Raw genomic sequence first — 22,189 nt, 5'->3', positions numbered from 1 at the left:
AACTCAGGTAGACGTCATGGCAACAATCGTAGACTGCCCCACTTGCGGCGCCAAGGTGGAATGGACCGAAAAGAATAAATACCGGCCGTTTTGCTCGGAACGCTGCAAACAAATCGATCTCGGCGCATGGGCCGAAGAAAAATACGCGATCCCCGCCGTCAACCTGCCGCAGGAGCCGGACGAGGACAATTCCTCCGTCCAGTAGTCAGACTCTGATATCCAGACTCCGGTATTCAGGCCCCAGCCAAACCCGCGCCCGTCAGACCGGCAGCCGCAGTTTATCGATCCATTCGATCAAGGGAATCGTGGCCGGCAGCAAAGGTGCGACGTCCACGCTGCCCTGCCACGCGAACGCCTGCCCCTCAAGGCTTTGCGGCTCGCCGCGCCAGTCCCGGCTGATGTAAAAATGCAAACGCACGTGGGCGTGGGGATAGATGTGCTGCACGCCGCACCAGGCTTCGGCCGAGACTACTTCAATTCCGAGTTCTTCCAGAAACTCGCGTTTGAGCGCATCCAGCACCGACTCGCCGGCTTCCACCTTCCCGCCGGGAAACTCCCAGTAACCGGCGTACGGCTTGCCCTCGGGACGCTGCCCCAGCAGGACATCGCCGTTCGGCTTCATCAGGATGCCGACGGCAACGTCGATCGGCGGGGTCGCCTCCGTAGCAAGCGTCATCAGGCTTTCAGCTTTCCGGCGTAATCTCTGGAGAACTGCCACGCCACGCGACCCGAGCGCGAGCTGCGCTGCAAGGCCCAGCGCAAGGCGTCGCCGCGCGCGGACTCGATCTGGGCGGCGTCGCAGCCGAAATGACGCAGCCAGTGCGCCACGATCTCGAGATAATCGTCTTGCTTGAACGGATAGAAGGTCACCCACAGGCCGAAACGCTCGGACAGGGAGATCTTCTCTTCCACCGTTTCGCCCGGATGCAGGTCGCCGTCGTCGGTGTGGGTGTAGGTCGAGTTGTCCGACATGCGCTCGGGCATCAGGTGACGGCGATTGGAGGTCGCGTAGATCAGCACGTTGTCCGATTGCGCGGCGATGCTGCCGTCGAGCGCCACCTTGAGCGCCTTGTAGCCGCTCTCGCCTTCTTCGAAGGACAAATCGTCGCAGAAGATGATGAAGCGTTCCGGACGCGCCGACACCAGGTCGACGATGTCGGGCAAATCGTGCAGGTCGTCCTTGTCCACCTCGATCAGGCGCAGGCCGCGATCGGCATACTGGTTCAGGCAAGCCTTGATCAGCGATGACTTGCCGGTGCCGCGCGCGCCGGTCAGCAGCACGTTGTTGGCCGGACGCCCATCGACGAACTGTTTGGTGTTCTGGTCGATCTGTTCCTTCTGCGGCCCGATGTTATGCAGATCGGACAAGGCGATGTGGGAAATATGGCCCACCGGCTGCAGATAGCCGCCGCTGTTGGCGCCATTGCGACGGCGCCAGCGAAACGCCACGCCCTTGTCCCACTCCACCGACGTCGCCGACTGCGGCAGGATGGATTCGATACGGGCCAGCAAGGCCTCGGCGCGCTGAAGAAACTGATCTAATTGAGTCATGACAAGTGGGCAAGGTGGACCAATGAATTTCACATTGTGACGGAAACCCGGTCCGCCGCGCGTGAATAAAATTCGTGAAAACCGAAAGCCGTTCAACTAAAGCCTGGCCGCGCAGTAGCTTATGAACGAATTCAGGAGCGGTAGTCGGCGTTGATGGTGACGTACTCATGGGACAGGTCGCAGGTCCAGATCGACGCCCTGGCCGTGCCGCGCGCCAGTTTCACGCGCACCACGATCTCGCTCTTCTTCATGACGCGCTGACCGTCCTCTTCCTTGTAATCCGGATTGCGGCCGCCGTTCTTGGCGACCCAGACGTCGTCCAGATACAGATTCAGCTTCGACACGTCCAGATCGTCAACGCCGGCATAGCCGATCGCCGCCAGAATACGGCCCAGATTCGGATCGGAAGCGAAGAACGCCGTCTTGACCAGCGGCGAATGGCCGATCGAGTAGGCGATCTTGCGGCACTCTTCGACGCTGCTGCCGTCTTCCACGGTGACTTCGATGAACTTGGTGGCGCCTTCGCCGTCGCGCACGATCTGGTGCGCGAGGTTCTGCGACAACGCGCTGACGGCGGCGGCCAGTTCCTTGTATTCGGCGCTGTCGGCACTGGTGATTTCCAGTTCGCCGGCACCGGTGGCGATGAGCATGAAGGAGTCGTTGGTCGAGGTGTCGCCATCAATGGTGATGCAATTGAACGACTGATCAGCAGCATCCTTGACCAGTTGGTTAAGCAGCGTCTGCGGCACTTTCGCATCGAACGCCAAGTAGCCGAGCATGGTCGCCATATTCGGCTTGATCATGCCGGCGCCCTTGCTGATGCCGGTCATGACGACTTTCTTGCCGGCGATGGTCAGCGTACGCGAAGCCGCTTTCGGCTGGGTGTCGGTGGTCATGATGGATTCGGCGGCGGCGAACCAGTTGTCGGTCTTCAGGTTGGCGATTGCTGCTGGCAGACCGGCCTTGATGCGATCGACCGGCAAGGGTTCGAGGATGACGCCGGTGGAGAATGGCAGCACTTGTTCCGGCTTCACGCCGAGCAGGTTGGCCAGTTCGGCACAGGTGGCGTTGGCGCGCGCCAGGCCTTCTTCGCCGGTGCCGGCGTTGGCGTTGCCGGTGTTGATTACCAGCGCGCGGATGGGCGCTGCGTCGCTGGCTTGCGCCAGGTGCGTCTTGCACACTTGCACTGGCGCGGCGCAGAAGCGGTTGAGCGTGAATACACCGGCGATGGTGGCGCCGGGCGCCAGTTTCATGACCAGCACATCCTTGCGGTTGGCCTTGCGTACGCCGGCTTCGGCGTAGCCCAGCTCGATGCCGGCAACGGGTTTCAGATCGGCGGAAACGGGAAGAGGAGAATTGACGGCCATGGTTGTCTAGTCAGCGTTAAAGGTGAAAGGGAATGCGGGAGAGCGTTATTGTAATCGGATAGTGTTATGGCATCAGATTCTTGGCGACCACAAACCAGGGCCGGCGCGCCAGCGGCAGCAGCCGTGCATTGGCGTCGATGGGGATCAGCGACTCCGACACCGAATTGAAAACGTTGCCGCCGATCACGCCGGCCCAGCCGCGCCCGGGATGGATTTCGTAGACAAGATCGCAATGTCCCGGCAAGCCGGGCCGGATGTCGTCCAGCGTGGCAGCCTGGTTGCTGTCGCGCGGTGCGCAGATCAGGTCGCCGGGTGCAATCGGCTCGGTGGCCGCCGGGCGCAGCACGAACAGCGGCGCCGGCAGACTCTGGCGCGCCTTCAGATAAGTCAGGTAATTGAAGTGCACGTCGCTGGCCAGGAAGTCATCGGAAGAAATGCCCGCCGCCTGCATCAGGTAGGAAATGAAGGCGGCCGACCAAGCCTGTTGGGTATCGGCGCCGGTGAAGGACTTGCCCACCGATTGCCAGTACATGCCGATGCGCTGCACCGCTTCGCCTTCGTCTTCCAGCAAACCCAGGCGTGGCGCGCTGAGGACTTCGCCGCGCATGTCGATCTGCTGGCGATCAAAAAACGTCCACTCGGTTTCAGCCGCCGCCAGCAAGGCTGCGCGTGGCGGTGCATCCTGACGCAACGCCAACGCGGAAGCTGCCGGTGTCGACACCGGTGCGCTGCCGCACGCGGCCAGCGCCAGCAGCACGGCCGTGGCGGCGAGCAAGCGGAGCGAAGTCGTCGGAAAGCGCATTGCTGCTTTCTTTGTCATGTTGTCATTCCGGTGAGACCACTTTCAGACCGATGATGCCGACGATGATCAGCGCCAGACAGGCCAGCCGCGCCGGCGACGCCGATTCGTGGAACAGCACGATACCCAGGATGACCGCGCCGACCGCGCCGATGCCGGTCCAGATTGCATAAGCGGTGCTGAGCGGCAAAGTCTTCACCGCCAGCGCCAGCAGACCGACGCTGACGGCCATCGCAGCCAGCGTCGCCACGCTCGGCAACAAACGCGTGAAACCGTCGGTGTACTTCAGCCCGACCGCCCACGCCACTTCAAACAAACCCGCCAATACCAGAATGATCCAGGCCATCGCCAATCCTTTACGCTGCGGGGCCGTCCCCATCGATTGAATTCGCAGCGAGGTCGTCCACGCGCGGGACCGGCCGTTGTTGTGCTAACGGCGCGGCGAACAAAAGAAAAGCCGCTCCGAAATCGGGAGCGGCTCGGCGGCGGCTACAGCGAAATTATCCTGCTTAAGCCAGCTTGCCGTGGCACTGCTTGTACTTCTTGCCGCTGCCGCATGGGCATGGATCGTTGCGACCGACCTTCGGCAAACCGTTGACCAGGGGTTGCTGGCTCTGGTCGTCGGAGGCGGCATTTGCGGTCGGCGCCAACAGCTCTTCCGGCGCCGCATTGGCGTCGAAATCGGCGTGCTGGTAGTGCACGTTTTCGACGTGCGATTGCGCCAGATTTTCTTCCGCTTCTTCGATGGCCTCACGGCTTTCGATGCGCACCGTCATGACGATCTTGATCACTTCGTTCTTGATCAGGTCGAGCATCTGGGCGAACAGTTCGAACGCCTCGCGCTTGTATTCCTGTTTCGGATTCTTTTGCGCATAGCCGCGCAGATGGATACCCTGGCGCAGATGATCCAGCGCCGCCAGATGCTCGCGCCAGTGGCTGTCGATGCTCTGCAGCATGACGCTGCGTTCGAAACCGCTGAACGCTTCGGCGCCGACCACGTCGACCTTGGCCTTGTACGTCGTTGCCGCGGCGGACAGGACGCGCTCGAGCAACTCTTCGTCGGTCAGGTTCGGCTCGGCTTCCAGGATGGCCGTGAGCGGCACGGCCAGTTGCCATTCGTTGCTCAGGGCAGCTTCCAGCGCCGGGATGTCCCATTGCTCTTCGACCGACTCTTCCGGCACGTGGGTGCGGAACGCTTCGGTGAACACGCCTTCGCGCAGCGAAGTGATCATTTCTTCCATTTCGGCGGCTTCCAGCAACTCGTTACGCTGTTGGTAGATCACCTTGCGCTGGTCGTTGGCGACGTCATCGTATTCCAGCAATTGCTTGCGGATGTCGAAGTTGCGCGCTTCCACCTTGCGTTGCGCCGATTCGATCGAGCGCGAAACGATACCGGCTTCGATCGGTTCGCCTTCCGGCATCTTGAGGCGGTCCATGATCGCGCGCACGCGATCGCCGGCGAAGATGCGCAGCAGCGCGTCGTCCAGCGACAGATAGAAACGCGAAGAACCCGGATCGCCCTGACGACCGGAACGGCCGCGCAACTGATTGTCGACGCGACGCGATTCGTGACGTTCGGTGCCGATGATGTGCAAACCGCCCGCACTGACCACGTGGTCGTGCAGCGACTGCCATTCGTCGCGCAGTTTTTGCGCTTGCGCCGCCTTGTCGGCATCCGACAGGGATGCATCGGCGTCAATGATCTTGATCTGATTTTCGACGTTGCCGCCCAGCACGATGTCGGTACCGCGACCGGCCATGTTGGTAGCGATGGTGATCATCTTGGGACGTCCGGCCTGCGCAATGATTTCCGCTTCGCGCGCGTGTTGCTTGGCGTTGAGGACGTTATGCGGCAGCTTGGACTGGTTCAGGATGCCCGACAGCAGCTCGGAGTTTTCGATCGAGGTGGTGCCGACCAATACCGGCTGGCCGCGCTCGTAGCAATCCTGGATATCCTTGACCATCGCCATGTACTTCTCTTGCGATGTCTTGTAGACCTGATCCTGGCGATCCTTGCGGGCACTTGGACGGTTGGGCGGAATCACCACGGTTTCCAGATTGTAGATTTCCTGGAATTCGTAGGCTTCGGTGTCGGCGGTGCCGGTCATGCCGGACAGCTTGCCGTACATGCGGAAATAGTTCTGGAAGGTGATCGAGGCCAGCGTCTGGTTCTCGTTCTGGATCTTGACGCCTTCCTTGGCTTCAACAGCCTGATGCAAGCCGTCGGACCAGCGGCGCCCCGTCATCAGGCGGCCGGTGAATTCATCGACGATCACGACTTCGCCGTTCTGCACCACGTATTGCTGATCCTTGTGATACAGCGTGTGGGCGCGCAAGGCGGCGTACAGGTGATGCACCAGCGAGATGTTGGAGGCGTCGTACAGCGAAGCGCCTTCCGGCAGCAGGCCCATGCTGGTCAGGATTTGTTCGGCGCGCTCGTGGCCGGCTTCGGTCAGCAGGACCTGATGGCCCTTTTCGTCCTTGGTGTAATCGCCCGGGACTTCAACCTTGCCCTTGCCGTCCGGAGTTTCTTCGCCGATCTGCAGCGTCAGCAGCGGCGGCACGCCATTGATCTTGTGGTACAGATCGGTATGGTTTTCAGCCTGGCCGGAAATGATCAGCGGAGTGCGCGCTTCGTCGATCAGGATCGAGTCGACTTCATCGACGATGGCGAAATTCAGGCCACGCTGTACACGATCGGTCGCATCGAACACCATGTTGTCGCGCAGGTAGTCGAAACCGAATTCGTTATTGGTGCCGTAGGTGATGTCGGAAGCGTACGCGCCCTGCTTGAGGTCGTGTTCCATCTGCGACAAATTGACGCCGGTCGACAAACCGAGCCAGCCGTACAGCTTGCCCATCCATTCGGCATCGCGTTGCGCCAGGTAATCGTTGACGGTCACCACGTGCACGCCCTTGCCCGACAAGGCGTTCAGGTACGCCGGCAGCGTCGCCATCAGGGTCTTGCCTTCACCAGTGCGCATTTCGGCGATCTTGCCGAAGTGCAGCACCATGCCGCCGACCAGTTGAACGTCGAAGTGACGCATCTTGAGCACGCGCTTGCTGGCCTCGCGGCAGACCGCGAAAGCTTCCGGCAGGATATCGTCGAGCTTGGTTCCATCGGCCACACGCTGCTTGAACTCCGGCGTCTTGGCTTGCAGCTCGGCATCCGACAGTTTCTCGATGTCCGCTTCGAGCGCATTGATTTGACGGACAATTTTTTGATATTGTTTGAGCAACCGCTGATTGCGGCTACCGAAAATCTGGGTCAGTAATGACATGCTTGGATTCTAAAAAAGCGCCGAAAAATGACTCTGCGCGGCAGTTTTGCCCGCACGGAACCGGAATGAGGCCAATAAACCTTGGATTTTAGCATGCAAGCGCCCAGGGACAGTGTTCCCGCCGGGTACAGACACGCCTGTGAAGCTTCGCCGCCAATGGCGATCAACTAATTTCCCATGTTGCAATATTTGTAGCGCACCGGACGCATGCGCGCTTGAATACTGTCAATAGATTGGGCTGGGGCGCAAAGATTCAATATGCCTGACGGAGCAAGGCCCGGTCAGCGCCCGGCCACGAACACCGGCGCCGCTTTGGGTCCGCCGCCGGGACTGCCGAGGGCGAGGAACTTGCGCGGATCCTGCGCCACGCCGCGGATGCGCACTTCAAAATGCAGGTGCGGTCCGGTGGAGCGGCCGGTGGTGCCGATGTCGGCCACGTGCTGGCCGCGCTTGACGATGTCGCCCACCTTCGCGAACAGCTGCGAGGCGTGCGCGTAACGCGTGATGATGTCGTTGCCGTGGTCGATTTCCAGCATGTTGCCGAACTGGTAATGGTATTCCGCCGCGATCACCACGCCGGCCGCGGCGGCGACGATGGGCGTGCCGGTCGAGGCCGGGAAATCCAGACCTTCGTGAAACGCGTTATGCCCGGTAAATGGATCAAGGCGCCAGCCGAAGCTGGACGAATTGTAGGCGACGTTGACCGGCGGATTGGTCGGCAGCAGGCGCGACTTGATCTTGTCGCCCATCAGCGTGGACTCCACCGCATTCATGTAATCGCCACGATGGCCGACATCGACCGACAAGGCGTCCAGCATTTTTTGCAGCTCGCTCATGCTGAGCTCGCGTCCGGGGCCGCCGATGGACGACGTCTCGACGCCGCCGCGACCCGGCTTGTCCTTGAAGTTGAATTCTTCCGGACGCACGCCGGCCAGGCCTTGCACGCGCTCGCCGAGCGCGTCGAGACGCATCAGCTGGGCTTGCATTTCACCGAGCTTGACCGCCATCACGGCGAGATTTTCCTTGAGGTATTTGTCCTTGCGGTCTTCTTCCTGCTGCGTCATCGAGACCATCAGCTTGTGCAGCATCGGCGAACTGTCGCCGTCGGAGGCGTGGCGCAGCACCAGATACGACAGGCCCGCAGCCGAGGCCGCAATGCTCACCATCAGGAACAACAGCACCGCCACCACATGCCTGGAAGTCAGCGTGACCGACCGGGCACGCGTGAGGCGCGGGTGCAGCAGAATAATTTGCATCTTTACTCCCTTGTCCCTCCTCCGCGCGCGGGGAGATGTGATAAGGTTTAAAGATGAAGTATCCCTCCACATTTACCCCTTATCGCCGTGGTCCGTCGGCTGCGCAATTGCGGCGCAGACCGCGGGACGCGACAGATTTCTTGCGGGCCGATAATGCAATGGCGACCCTGATGCCAGCCATTACCCGCATGGCGTCGCTGCAAAAAAGTTGTGCAGCGATTCTGCCGGCTATTTTCAAATCGTGCGACGTCATGAATTTCGAAGGCGGCCAGTTGGTGCTGAGCATGCCCAATGCCGCGCTTGCGACCAAGCTCAAGCAACAGTTGCCGAAGTTGCAAGAACGCCTGGTCCAGGATGGATGGCAGGTTAATGCAATCCGCATCAAAGTACAAGTTGGCAAGAATTACGTGGTGCCGCCGACGCCGCGCCGGCAGTTGATTCTGCCGAGCCTGGCGGTGTCGTCATTCGCCGAGCTCAATGACGCGCTCGAAGACTCGCCGCAGAATCAGACATTGAAGGCGGCACTGGCGAACATGGTACGCCGCAACACCGGCGTCAAATAGGAAGAAAACCGAAAGAAACCCGGCCTTGTTCTTGCTCTGGCGAAAGAACGGCGGCGGGGTGGTGGGATACCGGGATGGCCCAGGGCTGAACGCTTACTTAGTTACTTAGTTAAGCGCCCACTCCTGCTTGGCCTGCATGACATAGGTCTGCGGCGCAGATTCCAGCGTGTCGAACGTCACGATGTCATACGCATCCGGCTGATCCAGCAAGGCGCGCAACAACTGGTTGTTCATGCCGTGGCCGGACTTGTGGGCGTTGTAGCTGGCCAGCAGCGGATGACCGATCAGGTACAGGTCGCCGATGGCGTCGAGTATCTTGTGACGCACGAATTCATTCTCGTAACGCAAGCCGTCGGCATTGAGGATGCGGTATTCGTCCATCACGATCGCGTTCTCGAACGAGCCGCCGCGCGCCAGTCCCATGCCGCGCAAGGTCTCCACATCCTGCATGAAACCGAAAGTGCGTGCACGGGCGATTTCCTTGACGTAGGACTCGATGGCGAAATCGACTTCGGCAGTCTGACCGGTGCCGTCCACTGCGGGATGGTTGAACTCGATGAAGAACTTGAGCTTGAAGCCGTTATACGGCTCCAGGCGCGCCCACTTCTCCTTGGCGCCTTCGCCCTCGCGCACTTCCACGGGCTTCTTCACGCGGATGAATTTCTTGGCGGCGTTCTGCTCCTGCAAGCCCGCTTGCTGCAGCAGAAAAACGAACGACGACGCCGAACCGTCCATGATCGGGATTTCTTCGGCGGTCAGGTCGATGTACAGATTGTCGATGCCGAGGCCGGCGCAGGCCGACAACAGATGTTCAACCGTCGAAACGCGCGCACCGTCCTTCGACAGCACCGACGCCATGCGCGTATCGCCCACGCCAGTGGCCGACGCGGGAAACTCCACGACAGGATCGAGATCGACCCGACGGAAGATGATGCCGGTGTCGACCGCCGCCGGTCGCAGGGTCAGTTCGACCTTGGTGCCGGAATGCAAACCGACGCCGACGGTCTGGACGAGATTCTTGATGGTGCGCTGTTTTAACATCCCGACATTATAGCCAAGATGCCATCCGGCCTGCTGCCGGCTTGCGCACTGTTGCAAAAAAGTTCCGCAGTGCAAAAAAACGTAAAAAAGGCGCGGAAACAGCCTTTTACAGACCGCCTTCCGCGCCTTTTCCACTCAAATTGCTGCGAGCTGCAGGTCAGCCCAGCTGGCCCAGCAGCGTCTCGGCATTCGACACTTCGAACTTGCCTGGCGCTTCCAGGTTCAATTGCTTGACCACGCCGTCTTCCACCAGCATCGAGTAGCGCTGCGAGCGTACGCCCATGCCCTTTTCGGTCAGGTCGAATTCCAGACCCAGCGCCTTGGTCAGGGTGGCGCTGCCGTCAGCCAGCATGCGCACGGCGCCGGCGGCTTTCTGTTCACGCCCCCAGGCGCCCATCACGAACGCATCGTTGACCGAAATGCACCAGATTTCATCAACGCCCTTGGCCTTGAACTCTGCCGCGTGCTGGATGTAGCCCGGCACATGCTTGGCCGAACAGGTCGGCGTGAAGGCGCCGGGCAGCGCGAACAGCGCGATTTTCTTGCCCTTGACCAGGTCGGACACCTTGAACGTGTTCGGGCCGAGCGAGCAGCCTTCGGTTTCGGTCTCGATGAATTCAGCCAGGGCGCCTTCCGGCAGGCGATCGCCAACTTTGATGGTCATGATGATTTCCTTCTTGTGAGTAATTCGGGAATAGGGGAATGCCATGGAACACAGGCAAAAAAACGCCGCGCTCGAAGGCGCGGCGCGCAGGCGATAGTATGCCTGTTTACAACGTCGGTTGCTGCCCGCCGAAACGTGCCGCAACCGACGCCGGATGCTGCTTAGTCCGCTTGCTTGCGCAGGAAAGCCGGAATGTCATAGGTTTCCATGCCATTCTTTTCCAATGCGCGCACAGTGTCGGAAGCCGACTCGCGACGCCATACCGCCGGCGCCTTCATGCCGCCGAAAGCTGCGCCGGTTTGCGCGCCGCCGTTGGCATTGTTCATCGTGCCGGTGCCGGCCATCATCGGTTCATTGTGCGTACCGGTGCGCAGCATCGGCGTCTGCACCAGTTGCACCGACTTGCGGTTGCGGCCCAGACCGGTTGCCACGACAGTCACGCGGATGTCGTCGCCCATGCCGTCGTCGTACGCGATACCTTGCGCGATCGATGCATCGGGAGCGGCGAAGGCACGCACGGTCGCCATGACTTCCTTGATTTCCTTGCCCTTCAGGTTGCGGCTGGCGGTCACGTTGACCAGCACGCCGCGCGCGCCGGACAGGTCGATACCGTCGAGCAGCGGCGATGCCACTGCCTGCTCCGCCGCCACGCGGGCGCGGTCGACGCCGGAAGCGGTGGCCGTACCCATCATGGCCTTGCCCTGCTCACCCATGATGGTCTTGACATCGTTGAAGTCGACGTTGATGTGACCAGGCACGTTGATGATTTCGGCAATACCGGCGACGGCGTTGTTCAGCACGTCGTCAGCATGGCCCAGCCATTCGATCATGCTGTCGTCTTCGTAGATCTCTTCGAGCTTTTCGTTGAGGATGATGATCAGTGAATCGACATGCTGCCCCAGCTCTTCCAGACCCTGGTCGGCGATGTCCATGCACTTCTGTCCTTCGTACGAGAACGGCTTGGAGACCACGGCAACCGTCAGCGCACCCAGCGACTTGGCGACTTCGGCCACCACCGGCGCAGCGCCGGTGCCGGTACCGCCGCCCATGCCTGCGGCGATGAATACCATGTGCGCGCCGCGCAGCGCATCTTCGATGCGCGAACGGGTTTCTTCCGCCAGGCGGCGGCCGACTTGCGGCTGCATGCCTGCGCCCAGGCCGGTTTCACCGATCTGGATGACATTGTCGGCCTTCGACATTTTCAATGCTTGCGCATCTGTGTTTGCCGCAATGAACTCAACGCCGGACACGCCCTTGTTGATCATGTGCTGCACCGCGTTGCCACCTGCACCACCCACGCCCACGACCTTGATGATCGTGCCGAGAGTAGCGTTGTCGAGCATATCTATTTCCATGATGACTCCTTAAATATATGTATGTGCAGCTTGCAGTTGATAGGCATCACGCGGTGTGACGACTAGCAACTGAGAACTGCGTGTTGCTGATCCGAAGACTGAATAACTAAAAACCAAATTGAAAATTGAATCGTGCGACTGCTTAAAAATTGCCTAAAAACCATTCCTTCATACGCTGCCAGATTGCCTTTACCGAACCTTCCTGGCGGGTCACGATGTACCCGCGCAGATACTGCTTTTTCGCTTCCAACAACAACCCCAATACGGTGGAATATCGTGGACTGCGCACCACGTCGGCCAACTGGCCGCTGTATTCCGGCGTCCCCAGGCGGGCCGGCTTGAGGAAGATATCCTCCGCCAGCTCAATCATTCCCGGCATCATCGCGGAGCCGCCAGTGAGGACGATGCCCGACGACAGCACCTCTTCGTAACCCGACTCGCGCACCACCTGATGCACCAATGCAAACAACTCTTCCACACGCGGCTCGATCACCGCCGCCAGCGCCTGGCGCGACAAGGTGCGCGGATTGCGATCGCCCAGTCCCGGCACTTCCAGCGTTTCGCTCGGATCCGCCAGGATCTGCTTGGCCACGCCGTAGCGCAGCTTGATTTCTTCCGCTTCCAGCGTCGGCGTGCGCAAGGCCATCGCGATGTCGTTGGTGATCTGGTCGCCGGCGATCGGAATCACTGCGGTGTGGCGGATCGCACCTTCGGTAAACACCGCCACGTCGGTGGTGCCGCCGCCGATGTCGACCAGCACCACGCCCAGTTCGCGTTCATCCGGCGTCAGCACGGAATCGGCAGAAGCCATCGGCTGCAAAATCAGATCCGATACTTCCAGGCCGCAACGGCGCACGCACTTGACAATGTTCTGCACCGCCGACACCGCACCGGTCACGATGTGCACTTTCACTTCGAGTCGGATGCCGCTCATGCCGATTGGTTCACGCACATCCTCTTGATTGTCGACGATGAATTCCTGCGGTACGGTATGCAACAACTGCTGGTCGGTCGGGATGTTGACGGCCTTGGCGGTTTCGATCACGCGCGACACGTCCGCGGCGCTGACTTCCTTGTCCTTGATCGCCACCATGCCGCTCGAATTGAAGCTGCGGATGTGGCTGCCCGCGATGCCGGTGTAGACATTGCGGATCTTGCAGTCGGCCATCAGCTCGGCTTCTTCCAGTGCGCGCTGGATCGATTCGACCGTGGCTTCGATGTTGACCACCACGCCCTTCTTCAATCCCTTGGATTCGGACTGGCCCAGGCCGATCACTTCGTGGCGTCCGTCCTGCAATACTTCCGCCACCACGGCCACCACCTTGGAGGTGCCGATGTCGAGACCGACGATCAGGTTTTTTGCGTCTTTTGTCATATCGTTCCGCTTATTTTTTCTTTCCGTTCAATGCAGCCAGTACCAGTCCATCCGCCTTCAGCGCCAGACCGTTCGGGTAACGCATGTCGACATTTTCAATCTTCTTCCCCTGCAGGCGATCCACCAGTTGCGGATAGACCGAGACCAGCCTGGCAATTCTTTCCTTCAGCGTTGCGTCGCTTTCGGCGCGCCCCAGTTCCACCGTGAGACCGTTGTCCAGCTTGACGGTCCACGCATAGCGGTTGGACAGGGCCACCGATTCCGGCTCCAGCTTGATCGGCGCGAACCAGCCGCGGAACTGATCGAAGCGCGCCACCACTTCCTTCTCGCTGCCGACCGGTCCGTCAAACTCCAGCAAATCGCCGTCGTCTTCCGCCTCCGCCAGATTGGCGGTAAATACATCGCCCTTGACCGACAGCAAACGGCCGTCGTCGCCCCAGGTGCCGAGCGCGCGATGCTCTTCCAGCGTCACGATCAGCTTGTTCGGCCATTCGCGCCGCACCATCGCCTTGCGCACCCACGGCACCGACTCGAACGCGGCACGCACCGCATCGAGGTCGGCGGTAAAAAAATTACCCTTGATGCGCGGCACCGCGCTGGCGCGTATCGTCAGCGGGTTCACGCGACGCAACTGCTCTTCGGCCACGCCTTCGACGCGTATCGTCCTGAGCGTAAACATCGGCCGCTGCGCCAGCCACCACAGTCCGGACGCCAGCAATGCCAACGCCACCAGCGCCAGCAAGGCATTGGTGGTTGCGTTGAGCATCTTGACGTCTTGCCACATGGTTACGCCTTATCCCTTATCAGAAACGTCAGCGTCTTTTGACGCGTGTGATTTCCACGCGTCGGACGGCTTCAGGTCCAACGCCGCGAATTTCAGAATCTCGTAGCACAAATCTTCATATGTCATCCCAGCCTGGCGGGCCGACATCGGCACCAGCGAGTGCCCGGTCATTCCCGGCGACGTGTTGATCTCCAGCAGGAACGGTTCGTTGTCCGAAGCGCGCAGCATGAAGTCGACGCGCGACCAGCCGCGGCAACCGAGCGCGTTGTAGGCCTTCACCGCGAGCTCCTGCACGCGCTGCGTCAGCGCTTCGTCGATCGGCGCCGGACACAGGTACTTGGTGTCGTCGGTGAAATACTTGTGCTGATAATCGTAGTTGCCTTCGGGCGCACGGATCTCGATCACCGGGAAGGCCTTGGCCTTGTTGTCCCCACTCGTGCCCTTGCCCATCACCGGCACGGTCAGTTCACGGCCGGCGACGAATTCTTCTGCCAGCACCACTGCGTCGTATTGCGCGCACAGGTTGAAACCGTCCTGCATGTCCGAATAGCCGGCCACCTTGGCGATGCCGATGGTCGAACCTTCATGCGGCGCCTTCAGCATCAGCGGCAAGCCGAGCACGTCCGGGACCTGGCGCAATTCTTCGCGCGGCGTGGAGGCGCTGTCGAGCACGATGAAGCGCGGCGTCGGCAAGTCGTGGCCGATCCAGATGCGCTTGGTCATGACCTTGTCCATCGCAATCGAGGACGCCATCACGCCGGGACCGGTGTAAGGAATCCCGAGTTGCTCCAGCGCGCCTTGCAGCGTGCCGTCTTCGCCGTAACGGCCGTGCAGCGCGATGAACACACGGTCGAATTTCTCCGCCGCCAATTCCGCCAGGCTGCGCTCGGCCGGATCGAAAGGATGCGCGTCGACGCCCTTGCTGCGCAGCGCCTTGAGTACGCCGGCGCCGGACATCAGCGACACTTCGCGCTCGGCGGAACGACCGCCGAACAGCACGCCCACCTTGCCGAATCCGGCAGCTTGATCGATCTGCATCGTCTGTGTCATCACGCCTCCTGTCCTTGCGCGGCCAGCCTGGCCGGCACGCCGCTGATGGAACCCGCACCCATGGTCATGACGACATCGCCGTCGCGCACCACGTTGAGGATCGTCGCCGGCATGTCGGCGATGTCTTCGACGAAGATCGGCTCGACCTTGCCCGCCACGCGCAATGCATGCGCCAGCGAACGACCGTCGGCGGCGACAATCGGCTGCTCGCCGGCCGCATACACTTCCGCCAGCACCAGCACGTCGGTCGACGACAGCACCTTGACGAAATCTTCAAACAGGTCGCGCGTACGGGTGTAGCGATGCGGCTGGAACGCCAGCACCAGGCGACGGCCCGGATAAGCGCCGCGCGCTGCGGAAATGGTGGCCGCGGTCTCGACCGGATGGTGGCCGTAATCGTCCACCAGCGTGAAGGAGCCGGCCGGCTTGCCGGCGGCGTCCAGCAGCTGGACGTCGCCGTAGCGCGTGAAGCGGCGGCCGACGCCGTTGAATTCGGTCAGCGCCTTTTGCGTATCGGCGTCGGCGACGTCGAGTTCGCGCGCAATCGCCACGGCGGCGCAGGCGTTCTGCACGTTGTGCATGCCGGGCTGATTCAGGCTCACTTGCATTGGCGCATAGCCGTCCTGGATCACGGTGAATTCCATCTTGCCGTCGACAGCCTTGGCGTCGATGGCACGGATGTCGGCATCTTCATGGAAGCCGTAGGTCAGGATGGGCTTGGAAATCATCGGCATGATTTCACGCACATGCGGATCGTCCAGGCACAGCACCGCGACGCCGTAGAACGGCAGGCGCTGGGTGAACTCGACGAAGGCCTGCTTGAGCTTGGCGAAATCATGGTTATAGGTTTCCATGTGATCGGCATCGATGTTCGTGATGACTTCGATCACCGGCGTCAGGTTCAGGAACGAGGCATCCGACTCGTCGGCCTCGGCCACGATGAAGTCGCCCGAGCCGAGTTTGGCGTTGGCGCCGGCGCTGGTCAGGCGACCGCCGATCACGAAGGTCGGATCGAGCCCGCCTTGCGCCAGCACGCTCGCCACCAGGCTGGTGGTGGTGGTCTTGCCGTGCGTGCCGGCAATCGCGATGCCCGCCTTCAGGCGCATCAGTTCACCCAGCATCACCGCACGCGGGACGATGGGAATATGTTTCTTGCGCGCCGCCACCACTTCCGGATTGTCGCCCTTGACCGCAGTCGAGGTGACGATGGCGTCGGCGTTTTCAATGTTCTCGGCCGCATGGCCGTAGAGGATGCGCGCGCCCAGCTGCGCCAGGCGCTGCGTGGCGGCGTTGCTGCCCAGGTCCGAGCCGGACACGCCGTAGCCCAGATTCAGCAAGACCTCGGCAATGCCGCTCATGCCGGATCCGCCAATGCCTACGAAATGGATATTTTTGACTCTATGTTTCATGTTCTTTACTCACCGGCGGACCGGCTGTGCCCCAGGTTAAGAAACGCCGCGCGACCGCGCGGCTCGGCGCCAATGCCGACGAAGTGAATATTTTTAACCCGATGTTTCATTGCTTTACCAGTCTTTCCAGCACCTGCGCAATCGCCTCGTTGGCGTTGCGCCTGCCTTGTTCATATGCCGCCAGCGCCATTTGCAGGCAGGCCGGCCGATTCATTTCTTGCAGCAATGCCGCCAGGCTGTCCGGCGTCATCTCTGTCTGCGGCAAATGCACTGCCGCCTTGTTCTGCGCCATCCATGTGGCGTTGTCGCGCTGATGCGAAGTGGTCGACGCCACCAGGGGCACCAGCACGCTGGCCACACCGGCCGCGGTCAGCTCCGACACCGTGATCGCACCGGCGCGGCAGATCACCAGGTCGGCGTCGGCATAGCGGCGCGGCATGTCGTCGATGAAATCCACCACTTCCGCCTCCACGCCCGCTTGCGCATAGGCCGCACGCAAGGCTTCGATATGCTGCTTGCCGGACTGATGCGTCACCAGCGGACGCTGATCCGGCGGCAGTTTCGCCAGCGCGGCCGGCACGCATTCATTCAATACTTTCGCGCCCAGGCTGCCGCCCACCACCAGGATGCGCAGCGGACCGTCGTGACCGGCATAACGCGTCGCCGGCAGCGGCAGCGCCAGGATTTCCTTGCGCACCGGATTGCCGGTGACTTCCGCCTTGGCGGCCGCCTTGCCGAAATCGGCAGGGAAGCCGAACAACACCTTGTCGGCCAGCGGCGTCAGCATCTTGTTCGACAGCAGCAAGGCCGCGTCGGCGTTGACCAACGCCAGCGGCACGCCGCGCAGACGCGCCATCGCGCCGCCCGGCACCGTCACGTAACCGCCCATGCCCAGCACCACGTCGGGCCGGCGCTTGCCGATGATCCCGTAGCAGGCGCCGAAGCTTGCAATCATTCGCCACACGCCCTTGACGGTATGCGCGAGACCTTTGCCGCGCAGACCCGCGAAGACGATGGAATCCATCTCGACGCCATGTTTCGGCACCAGATCGCGCTCCATGCCATGCGTCGTACCCAGCCAGGAAACCTGCCAGCCGCGCGCGCGCATGGTGTCCGCGATCGCCAGGCCCGGGAAGATATGCCCGCCGGTGCCGGCTGCCATGATCAGCAGGCGCTTGCTTGTGGAGGTCATAAGCGTCCTCCCCGCATCAACATGCGGTTTTCATAATCGATGCGCAGCAGGATCGCCAGGCCGACGCAATTGATCAGCACGCCCGAGCCGCCGTAACTCATCAGCGGCAAGGTCAGTCCCTTGGTCGGCAGCAAGCCGAGGTTCACGCCCATGTTGATGAAGGTCTGCACGCCGATCCAGATGCCGATGCCCTTGGCGACCAGGCCGGCGAACGTCAGGTCCAGCGCGATCGCCTGGCGGCCGATTTCGAAGGCATGCTTGATCAGCCAGTAGAACAGCAACACCACCACCAGCACGCCGGCAAACCCGAGTTCTTCGCCAATCACGGCCAGCAGGAAGTCGGTATGCGCTTCCGGCAGATAGTGCAATTTTTCCACGCTGCCGCCGAGGCCGACGCCGAACAGCTCGCCGCGACCAAAGGCGATCAGCGAGTGCGACAACTGATAGGCCTTGCCGAGCGCGTTCTCTTCCACCCATGGATTCATGTACGCAAAAATCCGCTCGCGCCGCCATGGCGACAACACAATCACCAGCGAAAAAATCCCGACCAGCGTGGCGCCGATGCCGCCAAACCAGACGCCGTTGATGCCGCCCAAAAACAGGATGCCCATGGCGATGCAGACGATCACGCCGAATGCGCCAAGGTCTGGCTCCAGCAGCAACAGCAAACCGACCACGCCCACCGCCAAGGTCATTGGCATGAAGCCCTTGGTCAGCTTGTGCATCACTTCCTGCTTGCGCACCGTGTAGTCGGCGGCATACAGCACGATGAACAGCTTCATCAATTCCGACGGCTGCAAATTGAATACCTTGAACGACAGCCAGCGCTTGGCGCCGTTGACGCCCTTGCCGATGCCGGGGATCAACACCATCGCCAGCAGGATCAGCGTGCCGACAAACAGATACGGCGCCAGCTTTTGCCAGGTCTCGATCTTGATGCGGAACACCAGCAGGCCGGCCAGCAGCGAGACGCCGATGAACATGGCCTGACGGATCAGGAAATGCGCCGTCTTGTAGTTCGCGTACTTGGGCGAGTCAGGCAAGGCGATCGACGCCGAATACACCATGACCATACCGAACAGCATGAGCAGCAACACCACCCATACCAGGGGCTGGTCGTACTCCATCATGCGTGAACGCTGCTCGATGCCGCTGATGCCTTTCAGGCTGCCGCTGTTGCTGCCCGAGCGCGCATTGCCGCGCACGCCCGGTTCATCCTTGGCGCCGAACCAGCCTGTGATCGAGGGCAGCGTCAGTTTCATCACATCACCTCGCCGCGCGACAGGGCCAACTCACGCACGGCGTCGACGAAGACTTCGGCGCGATGCGCATAATTGCGGAACATGTCCAGGCTGGCGCAGGCCGGCGACAGCAACACGGCGTCGCCGCCCTGCGCCATGGCGCCGGCTTTTTCGACGGCTTCTTCCAGCGTCGCGCAGTCGATCAGTTCGACTCCGCTGTCGGTGACGGCGCTGCGGATGGCGCCCGCATCGCGACCGATCAGGAACACCGCGCGAGCGTACTTCGACAGCGGTTCGGCCAAGGGCGTGAAATCCTGCCCCTTGCCATCGCCGCCGGCGATCAGCAACAGGCGATTCGGTTTGCCGCCGTGGCCGAGGCCATTGAGCGCGGCCACGGTGGCGCCGACATTGGTGCCCTTGCTGTCGTCGTAATATTCCACGTCCTGAATGGTCGTGACCAGCTCGACGCGGTGCGGCTCGCCGGTGTATTCGCGCAGGCCGTGCAGCAGCGGCGCCAGCGGCAGGTCGACGGCGCGGCACAGCGCGAGCGCGGCCAGGCCGTTGAGCGCATTGTGCAGGCCGCGAATGCGCAAGGCATCGGCCGGCATCAGGCGCTTGAGCAGAAACGGTTGCTCGACCACTTCCTTGGGATCCTTCTTGCGGCGGCGGCCTTCGGGTTTTTCCTCGTCTTCGATGGCCATGGCGTTGGCCAGCCACAGCATGCCGTTTTCATCGACCAGGCCGAAGTCGCCGGCCCTGGTCGGTTCGCCCATGCCGAAACTGGAAACGGTCGCGCCCGGCTTGGTCATCTGCATGACCAGCGGATCGTCGCGGTTGAGCACGCGAACGGTGTTGTCGCCGAAAATTTTCGCCTTGTCGGCGGCATAGGCGTCCATGCTGCCGTGCCAGTCGAGATGGTCCTGGGTCAAGTTGAGCACAGTGGCAGCGCTGGGCTGCAGGCTGTGCGTCGAATGCAACTGGAAGCTCGACAACTCCAGCACCCAGGCTTGCGGCAGGATGCCTGTGTAGACTTTTTCGGGTTCGGGCGGCGGCAATTCCAATTGCAGCGGAGCGGTGTCTTCGTCGTCGACAGGTCCGACTTCCGGCATGGCCGATTCTTGCTCGAATTCGTCCTGCGCCGCTTGAACCTCTGCATCGGCGATGGCCTCTTGCTGTGCGTCGCCTTCGACCATGGCCGATGCCGCGTCAGGATCGGCAGATGCCTCGACGCTCAGCACGGCGTCGCCCCCGATCAGCGCTGCCTGTGTCGCCGACGCGTCCGCTTCTTTCAATTCATTTGCGGCTTCGTCGATCGCAGCTTGCAATTCGGCGGCTTCTTCCTGTTCGCGCAATTCCAGCTGCGCCGAAGCGGCGGCGAGTTCGGCTTCTTCCGCTGCCTTTCGTGCAGCTTCGGCGGCGGCTTGTTGCGCCGCTTCTGCGGCCAGCTTCTCAGCCTCCACCGCATCGGCTTCGGCCTGCAAGGCGGCAGCTTCTTGCTCGATCCTCAATTGTTCGGCAACCACCTTGGCGTGCGCTTCATCGTCGATCAGCGCCTGGCGCAGGACGTCCAGCACGGCCGGGCTGATGTTGCCGGCGACCTTGGTCGTCAACCCTGCGCGACGGCACAGCATGCCGGTCAGACTGGTGACGGTGGTCTTGCCGTTGGTGCCGGTGATGGCCAATACTTTCGGCGCGTAGGCGCGCTCTTCGCGCAATGCCGCCAGGGCTTGCGCGAACAATTCCATTTCACCCCACAACGGGATGTTGCGTTCGCTCGCGGCGGCGGACACGGCCGCCAGTTCGCGTTCGGGCGCCAGGCCGGGGCTGACGGCGACGAAGTCGACACCCTCCAGCAAGGAGGCCGACAGCGCCTGGCCGCCGACGAATTCGACATCGCCGGACGCCGCGCGCAATGCCGCCAGGCGCTCGGCCACGGCTTGCTCGTCGCGGGTATCGGCCACACGCACGCGCGCGCCGCAATGGACCAGCCATTGCGCCATCGCCAGACCGGATTCACCGAGTCCGAGCACCAGAGCGTGTTTATCGACGTAATTCATTCTTTAATACCCGAGTCTTTCCAATGAGATCTGTTCAACGCAACTTCAGCGTCGACAGACCGAACAGCACCAGCATCATCGTGATGATCCAGAAGCGCACCACGACTTGTGTTTCTTTCCAGCCTTTTTGTTCATAGTGATGATGCAGCGGCGCCATCAGCAGTACGCGCTTGCCGACGCCGTAGCGTTTCTTGGTGAACTTGAAGTAAGCCACCTGAATCATCACCGACAGGGTTTCCACCACGAAGATGCCGCCCATGATGAACAACACGATTTCCTGGCGCACGATCACGGCGATGGTGCCGAGCGCGCCCCCCAGCGCGAGTGCGCCGACGTCGCCCATGAACACTTGCGCGGGGTACGCGTTGTACCAGAGGAAAGCCAGTCCGGCGCCGGCCATCGCGCCGCAGAAAATCAGCAATTCACCGGCGCCCGGAATGTGCGGGATGAACAAGTATTTGGCGTAGCTGGCGCTGCCGGTCAGGTAAGCAAAGATGCCCAATGCGCCGCCGACCAGCACGGTCGGCATGATCGCCAGGCCATCGAGGCCGTCGGTCAGGTTGACCGCGTTGCTGGTGCCGACGATGACGAAATAGGTCAGCGCGATGAAGCCCCACACGCCCAGCGGATAGCTGACGGTCTTGAAGAACGGCACGATCAGGTCGGCCTTGGGCGGCAGGTCGAGGTTGAAGCCCGATTGCACCCAGGCGAAGAACAGATCCAGCACCTTCATGTTGCTGACTTCGGACACCGAAAACGCCAGGTAAAACGCCGCCACCAGGCCGATCAGCGATTGCCAGAAATACTTTTCACGCGAACGCATGCCGTTCGGATCCTTGTAGACCACCTTGCGGTAATCGTCCACCCAGCCGACGGTGCCGAAGCCCAGCGTCACGATCAGCACGATCCAGACGAAACGGTTGCTGAGATCCGCCCACAGCAGAGTCGAAATGCCGATGCCGATCAGGATCAGCACGCCGCCCATGGTGGGCGTGCCGGATTTGATCAGGTGCGTTTGCGGACCGTCGGTGCGCACTGCCTGGCCGACCTTGAGCAAGGTCAGCATGCGGATGACCGCCGGACCGGCGACGAGGCCGATCAACAGCGCCGTCAGCGTCGCGAACACGGCGCGGAAGGTGATGAAGTTGAAGACGCGCAGGAAACTGAAATCCTGCTGAAAATTCTGAGCCAGCCAAAGCAGCAT

At 61.5% G+C, this 22,189-nt stretch carries 20 protein-coding genes; 2 read left to right on the top strand and 18 right to left on the bottom strand.

Annotated features, from left to right (window positions below; all coding sequences use genetic code 11):
- The first annotated feature begins 16 nt into the window (after positions 1-16).
- Positions 17-205 (top strand): DNA gyrase inhibitor YacG, encoded by a 189-nt coding sequence (yacG, locus tag DXT88_RS01160; RefSeq protein WP_029363816.1) that lies wholly within the window; start codon positions 17-19, stop codon positions 203-205.
- A 54-nt stretch (positions 206-259) separates the two neighbouring features.
- On the opposite strand, the gene DXT88_RS01155 is transcribed toward yacG, so the two are convergent.
- From DXT88_RS01155 to DXT88_RS01125, 7 genes are all read right to left on the bottom strand, one after another.
- Positions 260-676, bottom strand: a complete 417-nt coding sequence (locus DXT88_RS01155) for an NUDIX domain-containing protein (RefSeq protein WP_116436637.1) — start codon at positions 674-676, stop codon at positions 260-262.
- Positions 676-1,551 (bottom strand): ATP-binding protein, encoded by an 876-nt coding sequence (locus tag DXT88_RS01150; RefSeq protein ID WP_029363817.1) that lies wholly within the window; start codon positions 1,549-1,551, stop codon positions 676-678. The genes DXT88_RS01155 and DXT88_RS01150 overlap by 1 nt, the downstream gene beginning before the upstream one ends.
- A gap of 131 nt (positions 1,552-1,682) precedes the next feature.
- Positions 1,683-2,918, bottom strand: a complete 1,236-nt coding sequence (argJ, locus tag DXT88_RS01145) for a bifunctional glutamate N-acetyltransferase/amino-acid acetyltransferase ArgJ (protein ID WP_265211115.1) — start codon at positions 2,916-2,918, stop codon at positions 1,683-1,685.
- A gap of 64 nt (positions 2,919-2,982) precedes the next feature.
- Positions 2,983-3,738, bottom strand: coding sequence for a DUF2272 domain-containing protein (locus DXT88_RS01140; protein WP_265211114.1), 756 nt, complete (start codon positions 3,736-3,738; stop codon positions 2,983-2,985).
- Positions 3,739-3,742: 4 nt separating this feature from the next.
- Complete coding sequence (gene sugE, locus DXT88_RS01135) at positions 3,743-4,063, bottom strand: quaternary ammonium compound efflux SMR transporter SugE (RefSeq protein WP_029363820.1); 321 nt, start codon at positions 4,061-4,063, stop codon at positions 3,743-3,745.
- A gap of 163 nt (positions 4,064-4,226) precedes the next feature.
- The gene (secA, locus tag DXT88_RS01130; protein WP_265211112.1) at positions 4,227-6,998 is read right to left on the bottom strand and encodes a preprotein translocase subunit SecA; all 2,772 of its coding nucleotides are present in this window, start codon (positions 6,996-6,998) and stop codon (positions 4,227-4,229) included.
- Between the two features lie 281 nt (positions 6,999-7,279).
- Positions 7,280-8,254 (bottom strand): M23 family metallopeptidase, encoded by a 975-nt coding sequence (locus DXT88_RS01125; RefSeq protein WP_016835714.1) that lies wholly within the window; start codon positions 8,252-8,254, stop codon positions 7,280-7,282.
- 170 nt (positions 8,255-8,424) lie between these two features.
- On the opposite strand from DXT88_RS01125, the gene DXT88_RS01120 reads away from it, so the two are divergent.
- Positions 8,425-8,817, top strand: a complete 393-nt coding sequence (locus tag DXT88_RS01120; protein WP_321161089.1) for a DciA family protein — start codon at positions 8,425-8,427, stop codon at positions 8,815-8,817.
- A gap of 105 nt (positions 8,818-8,922) precedes the next feature.
- Here the strand turns inward: DXT88_RS01120 and lpxC are convergent, their stop codons facing one another.
- From lpxC to mraY, 11 genes are all read right to left on the bottom strand, one after another.
- Positions 8,923-9,858: a UDP-3-O-acyl-N-acetylglucosamine deacetylase gene (gene lpxC, locus DXT88_RS01115; RefSeq protein ID WP_016835715.1), complete on the bottom strand. Its 936-nt coding sequence runs from the start codon at positions 9,856-9,858 to the stop codon at positions 8,923-8,925.
- Positions 9,859-10,015: 157 nt separating this feature from the next.
- A complete protein-coding gene (locus DXT88_RS01110) occupies positions 10,016-10,522 on the bottom strand; it encodes a peroxiredoxin (protein WP_116435739.1) in 507 nt (168 codons plus the stop codon).
- 161 nt (positions 10,523-10,683) lie between these two features.
- Complete coding sequence (gene ftsZ, locus DXT88_RS01105; protein WP_265211105.1) at positions 10,684-11,877, bottom strand: cell division protein FtsZ; 1,194 nt, start codon at positions 11,875-11,877, stop codon at positions 10,684-10,686.
- A 142-nt stretch (positions 11,878-12,019) separates the two neighbouring features.
- Positions 12,020-13,252 carry a cell division protein FtsA gene (ftsA, locus tag DXT88_RS01100; protein ID WP_016835717.1) on the bottom strand — a complete coding sequence of 411 codons (1,233 nt, stop codon included), beginning with the start codon at positions 13,250-13,252 and terminating at the stop codon, positions 12,020-12,022.
- A 10-nt stretch (positions 13,253-13,262) separates the two neighbouring features.
- Positions 13,263-14,036 carry a cell division protein FtsQ/DivIB gene (locus DXT88_RS01095; RefSeq protein WP_265211104.1) on the bottom strand — a complete coding sequence of 258 codons (774 nt, stop codon included), beginning with the start codon at positions 14,034-14,036 and terminating at the stop codon, positions 13,263-13,265.
- Positions 14,037-14,045: 9 nt separating this feature from the next.
- Positions 14,046-15,086 carry a D-alanine--D-alanine ligase gene (locus DXT88_RS01090; protein ID WP_265211102.1) on the bottom strand — a complete coding sequence of 347 codons (1,041 nt, stop codon included), beginning with the start codon at positions 15,084-15,086 and terminating at the stop codon, positions 14,046-14,048.
- Positions 15,086-16,495, bottom strand: a complete 1,410-nt coding sequence (gene murC, locus DXT88_RS01085) for a UDP-N-acetylmuramate--L-alanine ligase (protein ID WP_265211101.1) — start codon at positions 16,493-16,495, stop codon at positions 15,086-15,088. Before murC ends, DXT88_RS01090 begins: the two co-directional genes overlap by 1 nt.
- Positions 16,496-16,601: 106 nt before the next feature.
- Positions 16,602-17,687, bottom strand: a complete 1,086-nt coding sequence (gene murG / locus DXT88_RS01080) for an undecaprenyldiphospho-muramoylpentapeptide beta-N-acetylglucosaminyltransferase (RefSeq protein ID WP_265211099.1) — start codon at positions 17,685-17,687, stop codon at positions 16,602-16,604.
- Complete coding sequence (ftsW, locus tag DXT88_RS01075) at positions 17,684-18,949, bottom strand: putative lipid II flippase FtsW (protein ID WP_016835722.1); 1,266 nt, start codon at positions 18,947-18,949, stop codon at positions 17,684-17,686. Before ftsW ends, murG begins: the two co-directional genes overlap by 4 nt.
- Positions 18,949-20,985, bottom strand: coding sequence for a UDP-N-acetylmuramoyl-L-alanine--D-glutamate ligase (murD, locus tag DXT88_RS01070; protein ID WP_265211097.1), 2,037 nt, complete (start codon positions 20,983-20,985; stop codon positions 18,949-18,951). The genes ftsW and murD overlap by 1 nt, the downstream gene beginning before the upstream one ends.
- Before the next feature lie 34 nt (positions 20,986-21,019).
- On the bottom strand, positions 21,020-22,189 hold the full coding sequence (gene mraY, locus DXT88_RS01065) for a phospho-N-acetylmuramoyl-pentapeptide-transferase (protein WP_016835724.1): 1,170 nt from the start codon (positions 22,187-22,189) through the stop codon (positions 21,020-21,022).

It is taken from the genome of Herbaspirillum lusitanum (assembly GCF_026127345.1).
GTDB classification, from domain to species: Bacteria; Pseudomonadota; Gammaproteobacteria; order Burkholderiales; family Burkholderiaceae_D; genus Herbaspirillum; species Herbaspirillum lusitanum.
Note: the sequence above shows the minus strand (reverse complement) of the source record. Positions and strands in the feature narration are given on the sequence as shown.